At 37.4% G+C, this 7857-nt stretch carries 1 protein-coding gene and 1 pseudogene; both read left to right on the forward strand.

Going from position 1 to position 7857, the window contains the following annotated elements:
* The first annotated feature begins 406 nt into the window (after positions 1-406).
* Entirely contained in the window at positions 407-6586 is a 6180-nt protein-coding gene (locus ACPDHL_RS15665) for a fibronectin type III domain-containing protein (protein ID WP_430533663.1), read from the forward strand.
* A 471-nt stretch (positions 6587-7057) separates the two neighbouring features.
* Positions 7058-7857 (forward strand): annotated as a pseudogene (locus tag ACPDHL_RS15670) (gliding motility-associated C-terminal domain-containing protein); the annotation flags it as partial.

A 7857-nucleotide genomic window follows, 5' to 3' on the forward strand; every position in this document is an offset into this window, starting at 1 on the left:
AAAATAGATTGCAAATCGAACTGTTCAGAAGAAGATCACGCGATCAACAGACGAAGTGAGTTTGTCATCATTAAATAATTCGTTTAAGTATTAAGTTTAGTATAGTTTGAAAAGTCCTTGCCCTGTTATGGGGTGAGGATTTTTTGTTTTTAAGGGTTAGAAAGCAACAATTAACAATAAAGCATAAAAATCATATAGTTTTGTTAAAATAATATATTTGGTATAGTTTCAAAATAATGTTATTTTAATTTATGTTCATTGTTAATGTTATTTATGTGGTATATTTATTCTTTTTAATGTATTAATATAATTAATAATTAGTATTTCTATTCTGTTTGCAACGATATTGTTAATGATATTATAAAAAAAATTATATTTGATCCTAACTAACTTAAAATGAATTGGTATGAATAAAATTACTATATCCTTTTTGTTTCTACTGAGTGCTTTATTCTCGTATGGACAAGAGGTGACGATTGGTACTGGTACCTTTACAGATCGGTTTCCCTTTGGAGCAGATTGGGGGTATGAGCGATCGGCAGCGTTATATACTGCTCAGGAAATAGCACAAACAGGTTTTATTAATCAGCTAGCTTGGGATTTTAGTACTACTGGTGAGGGTGCAAGACCAGTTAAGATTTATTTGAAAGAAACAGTCTTGATGACTTTACCCATAGCTAGCTGGTCTACTTATATCGCCGGAGCGATTTTGGTTTACGAAGGCACGCTAGATCCATCGAATGAGGGGTTTACCAGTTTTTTGTCTTCTGTTTCTTTTCCTTATTCAGGAGGGGATAATAACTTATTGGTTTTGGTAGAATCTAACTTTGGTGGAACTGGTGGAGGTGATAGTTATGAGGTGAAAGGAACAGAGGCTTTTGGAAGACATTTTACCATTTCAAAAGATCGTACTGAACCAACTGAAGACTTAACCGAAATATTTGGATCGGTTAGACCCAATCTAAAAATAACCTTCGGAGATGAAATTGTATGTCCTTTTGTTAGTCCGACTATCCTTAGAACGTCAGCAACAAGTATAATATTTACTGTAACAGAAGGTGCGACAATGCAATCGATTGATTATGAGGTTAGAATAGAAGGGGGGGCGGGCTCAGGTACTACAGGTTTGATAGCTTCTGGTACAGTGACGGATTTCGCTACTCTACCAGTGGTTGTTCAAAATTTAACACCCAGTACGAGCTATGTGTTATATATTCGTGTAAATTGTGTTGACAATCAATCATCTCCTTTTTCAAATGGAACTCATTTTACTACACCTGAAGTAGGTGTTATTGGAGGAGGGAGTAGACAGGAGAGCAATCTGCCAATTTATTCCACAAGTTCGTATAATTATTCTCAAATGATATATAAAACTGAAGAGGTTGGTGATATCTTAGAAGATAGGATGCTTATTGAACGTATAAAATTTTACTATGTAGGAACAGGTAATGTTTCAAAATACAATACGTGGAGCGTATATTTGGCCAATACAACTAAAGCGGAATTTACAGGAACAGCTGCTGGTGATTGGATTGATCACAGCGAATTTTCACAAGTTTTTCAAGGAACAGTAGAACTAGTAGAGAATAGTTGGGCAGAAATTGTTTTTGATCGTCCGTTTACTTGGGATGGTGAGAGTAATCTGGCAATTGCTGTATATGAATATGCCCCAGATTGGTCTATCGGATCAAAGTTTACAACATTTGAAACTGATAAATACAGAGGTATTTTGCGAGCTGCGGATGTATTTTATACCCCAGAAAGTGGGCATGTAACGGCATATGGAAGGTATCAATATCTCCCAAAAATGTATATTGATGGAATTGTCCCACCTAGCTGTTATTTACCCGTTAATGGTCGTATTAATGATATCACCGTAGAAAGTGCTCAACTAGAATGGAGTATTTTGAACAATTCGCAATCAAATGGTATCGATTATTATGTTTCGACAATCAATACCGCTCCTGTAGCCACAACTCCTGCTACAGGAACTTTGGCTAGTGTGGATGAAAGATCGTTGATACTTGAGAATTTAACAGAATCTACTACATACTATGTATGGTTGAGAAATATATGCGGAGATAATTCGAAAACAGATTGGATTGAACGACCTATTGTTTTCACTACAGCCTTAACTCCTGTTACTCTGTCATTCATTGATGATTTTGAGACTAGCGTGACTTATGGGTTTGCCAATGCGATGACCAACAAATGGCATATCGGAAGGGCTACAAATAACGGGGGTACTTCAGCCTTGTTTATCAGTAATAACAATGGAATAGCGAATCAATATACGACCTCGACTACGCAAGTGTCTCATGTTTTTAAAGACTTTATAATTCCAGCAGATGCAGAAGAACTAGAAGTCCAATTTGATTGGCGTTCTATAGGGGATAACAGTGATGGGTTTAGCGTATGGTTAGTGCCATTGACTTATCAACCTGCTGTAGGAAGTGAGATTACAGCATCAATCGATCATATTCGATTAGGGCGAACAGTGTATAATTTAAATTCGATCTTCACAACGGAACATATCGTTTTCAATGCTTCTGCTTATGCAGGGCAAACTATGCGTTTAGTGTTCCAATGGAAAAATAACGATAGGGATGGCTCCCAGCCACCAGCGGCGATTGACAACTTGATGTTCAATTATGCTACTTGTATTCAACCGCAAAATTTAGTAGCAGATACTCTCACTGCAACGAGTATTAAAGCAAATTGGGACATATTGGATGGAGTGTCAAATTACGAATTAAAAATCACTACAACATCAACTCCCCCAACAGAAACTAGTACTGGTGATACAGTAATTACAGCAACGCATACTTTTACAGACTTGACAAGTAATACTGAGTATTATATTTGGGTGCGCGCGCTGTGTTCAACGACAACGAAGAGTTTCTGGACAGGCCCACTCAAAGTAACAACGATTTTAATTCCAGCAGATTTACCGTTTAGTGATGAATTTGAAATCGATCGGGCTTATGCAAAGGCAAATGACGATGTTAATAAATGGTATGTAGATAATGCGGTACATAATGGAGGACAACGTTCTCTTTACATCAGTGATGACAATGGAATGAACAATACCTATGCAAATCGTCCAAAAGAGCAAACTTCTCATGTGTACAAGGATTTCAATGTTCCTATCGAATCTGGCAATATTGGTGTTAATTTTGATTGGCGTTGCATAGGAGAAAATAACCGAGATTACTTTAGCGTGTGGTGGGTGCCTGTTACTTATACTCCTATAGCAGGTGTTCAAACTACTGCTGTAAATAGTGAAGGTGTAAGATTGGGTAGAGAATTTTATAATCTTAACGACAGTTTTCTCAATGAGCGAATTGTCTTCGATGGATCTGCTTATGCAGGTCAGACGATGCGTTTGCTTTTTGAGTGGAAAAATAATCCCAATGGTGGAAATCAACCACCAGCAGCAATAGATAATTTAGAGATAGCTGTAGTTACGTGTGCAGAACCGACTAATATTGTATTTGAAGATGTGACTTTTAATTCTGTGACAATATCGTGGTCACCTGTAGCAGAACAAAGTAATTATGAAGTTTACTATTCAACTATAAATACAGGCTTGTTGGGAGACGCCGTGATAGGAGCTGTAAGGACAACTACAGCTAATTCATATACAATAGAAGGTTTAGCTCCAAATACGCGTTATTATTTTTGGATTCGAACTATTTGCAGTGCTACAAGTAAGAGTTTTTGGACTATGGCTTCAATTGTTACTGGACAAATACCAGCAGAACTTCCTTTTGAAGATGATTTTGAAGGAGATAACAATTGGGATTCTTTCAACAATTCAGTCAATAAGTGGGTAATAGGAACTGCGGTTGCTCAGGGCGGAAGCAGTTCTCTCTATATATCAAAAGATGAAGGGCTGACCAATACTTATGATGTGTCATTGGCAACAATAGCTCATATTTATCGCGATATTGAAGTGCCAGAGGGAATAAGTGGTTGTTTACTTACATTTGATTGGCGTTGTATGGGGGAGAGATTTTTCGGTTCAAATTACGACTACTTTAAAATTTGGTTAGTTCCCGTTTCTTTTAGCGCAGCAGCAGGCCAGCCGATTGTGGCAGGAACAAACCGCACGCAAATTGGTGGGGAATACAACAAGGAAGGAGATTTTGTTGGTTTAGAAGAAGTTATTGATTTATCCGCTTATGCAGGAGGAACTGCGCGTTTGGTTTTTGAATGGAGACAAAATAGTTCGGAGGGGGAACAGCCAGCTGCAGCAATTGACAATATTAAAATTACCCCAATTACATGTCCGACTGTGGCGAACTTAGAATCAGAAATATTGGAGGGAGTTCTTTCCAGAGTACTATTAACCTGGGAACCTCAAGGAGATGAAACGCAATGGGAAGTGTTTATTGTACCGATAGAAAATGAGACACGACCAATTGACAATACAACAGGAGTTGTCGTTGATACAAATTCTTTTGTATTTGAAAACCCAGACCCAACGGGATCAGATGGCCAGTTTTATCGCTTTTATGTGCGTCCGATTTGTTCACAACAAGATAGGGGACGTTGGTCAAAGGTAGGAGTTATCACTTTTATTTCACCTCCAGGATGTGCTAACATAAGTGCAGAAATCGAATTTTCAGAACTTGGAGACTTGGATAAAAACAACAAAGGAGAGTATATTATCTGCGATAAAGGAACGTTTAACTTTGAGTTAGGGGCTTCATATTACGATATTTTAAAAACAAATACATATCGCGTAGATCCGATTGAGTACAACCCACCATTCCCTTTTAAAGGAGGGGGAGCAATTGAATTGACCGTTGATGATGTTTGGTCAAATGTGATAGATCTGGGGTTTGATTTTTGTTTCTATGGGAATAAGTACGATAAGATTTTAATCAATACCAACGGAACTATCAGTTTTAGTATTCAAGGTGTTATACCAGGAGGACGTTATATTCCAGGAGCGCGGGGAGCCGCGTACAATCCAATTGAGTCTGTGCCAAGTGATCCTGGCTTGTTGAATTCATTATTTGGTCCAACGATCAACTCGATCCTGGGCGTATTTCAGGATACACATCCTGGTGAGGGTATAGCTCCAGCGGATCATTCAATCAACTATCAGATTATTGGTAAGGCACCTTGTAGAACCTTAGTGTTTAATGTGTACCGTTTAGGAATGTTTGGGTATGGAGATGGAGAGGGGTGTTCATACAATCCTGAGGATGTGGAAGGAACAACACAGACTTCTCAGATGGTTATGTATGAAGGAACTAATATCATCGAAGTATATGTAAAAAATAGACATTCAATATGCGATTCATGGAAAGGAAATGCCGTTATCGGCCTTCAAAATGAAGACGGAACGGTGGGAATTACACCTCCAGAACGCAACACAGGTCGTTGGGAAGCCCAAAACGAAGCTTGGCGTTTTACTCCAGATGGAGATTCTACCGCTGAGTTTTTTTGGGAGAAAGATGGAGAATTCTTCTCTGCTGATACAAAAATTGAGGTACAAGTATCAGAAACAGTAAATTATACTGCTAAGGCTAAATATGAGGTTTGTGACAATGAAATAGTTCTTTCCAAGGAATTTCAATTTGTAAAAGAAGACTTTACAATGGGAATTCCAGTTGAATTAACTGATTGTGCTAGACCGAAAGGGCATGTAAATTTTGTGGATGTGACTGAAAATAATAGGTTTATTTTAGGTGATTTAGATCCTAGTAAGTACGATTTAACTTATTTTGCTAGTGAAGATGACCTAAATGCAAATATCGGTCAGTTGGATCGTATCTTTGAGTTTGAACACAGTAGTTTACTCTATGCTAAACTGATGAATAAACGCACAGGTTGTTATCAGGTTAAATCATTTAAAGTTAGTGTGTTACCTTCATTTGAAGTGACCGTTTCTGGAGACAAACGCGTTTGTGGGAATTATATGTTCCCTATAGTAAAAGATGGAGAGGCATATTACACAGATGAATATGGGCATGGAGATATATACCAAGGAGGAGAGACCTTTGATAAGGTTGGTATCCATAAGATTTACATTTATCGCGAAGATGAAAAAGGCTGTTTTGGTCAGACGAGTTTTTCTTTAGAAGTAGTGGATCAACCGATTGCCGATAGTATTGAGGATCAGGTGATGTATTGTGATATTTTCGTTTTGCCAACATTATCGCAGTATAATAAATACTATACACTTCCAGAAGGAAAAGGAGAAGAAATTCAAGCAGGTACATCAATTGTAAAACCGCAAACGATTTATATCTATGCGTATAATAAAGGTTTACAAGGTCTTGAATGTGTGGACGAAAGTAGTTTTACTGTGCGTTATGATGAATGTCCAATACCAAAGGGAATTTCACCAAATGGAGATGGTTTGAATGACTTTTTTGATTTGAGTAAACACGGAATTTCAAAAATTCAGATCTTTAACCGAAATGGAGTAGAAGTTTATTCGCGTGGATTTTACATCAAAGAATGGTATGGACAAAATAAGTCGGGTAAATTACTTCCATCAGGAACGTACTACTATATTGTTGTTTCATTCGGAAAACTCCGTACTGGTTGGGTAGAGCTTATTTATTAGTACAATCGATTAACAGTGCGAAGAAACACTGTTGGTTAGGAATAGATTACATTACTTCAGATAGCAACAAGGTGATTAAAGATTCTGTTTAGTTTGTGGTTTTGAGTGATGTCTTCCTGTCCAAGAAAGTGTTCGGTTCATCTCGTTTTTCTACTGATCGAAATAGTTTAAGTATTAAGTTTAGTATAGTTTGAAAAGTCCTTGCCCTGTTATGGGGTGAGGATTTTTTGTTTTAAGAGCTAGAAATGAATAATTAGCAATAAAATCTCATTATCTTATATTTTTGTTAATTTCTAATCGCTCAAATTAGGCTTCTTTTGTTATTATGTGCTTTTTTTATGTAAATTGATGAGTAAGTGTTGTTAAAAATAACATATTTGTAATTGTTGTATTTTGTTAATCTTTTTAATTTGTTAATATTATTATAAAAAAATTTTATATTTGATCCTAACTAACTTAAAACGAATTTGTATGAAGAAAATTACGATGCTATTCTTGTTCTTGTTAAGTGCGCTACTTAGCTATGGGCAGGAAGTAACGATTGGCACCGGTACTCTTACGGAGCGTTGGCCTTTCGGAGCCACTTGGGGCTATGAACGATCGGCTGCTTTGTATACTGCAACAGAGATTGGACAAACAGGTTTTATCAATGAACTAGCCTGGAACCTAAGTAGTTCAACTGCTAGTGCTAGAGCAGTTAAAATTTACTTGAAGGAGACAACTTCTACAACCTTAACTGCAGCTACTTGGTCTACTTTTATCACGGGTGCTACTTTGGTGTATGATGGGATGTTAGATCCGACTACTACGGGATTTAATAGTCTTATTTCTTTCGTTTCTTTTCCCTATACAGGAGGAACGAACAACCTAATGGTTTTAGTGGAAACTAACTATGGAGGAAGCGGAGGAGGAGGTTCTTATAGTGTAATGGGAACTGCTGCTTCAGGCATGCATTTTATGGCATATGCCGATGGTTCAGCGCCTACTGGGAATCTCTCAGAAGCATCAGGATCAACTAGACCTAATTTAAAAATAACTTTTGGTGCAGAAATTGAGTGCCCTATGGCTCTTCCAATTATTCTTAGAACCACTGCAACAGAGTTAACATTTAACGTAACAGAGCGAGCGACAACGCAATCGATTTACTATGAAGTTAGAACAGAAGGAGCAGCAGGTTCTGGTGCTACGGGTCTAGTAACTTCTAACACGGTAACGGACTTAACTACGTTACCAGTCGAGGTATCTAATTTAACACCTAATACAAATTATTC

The organism is Myroides sp. C15-4, from assembly GCF_050522745.1.
In the GTDB taxonomy this organism is placed as follows: Bacteria; Bacteroidota; Bacteroidia; order Flavobacteriales; family Flavobacteriaceae; genus Flavobacterium.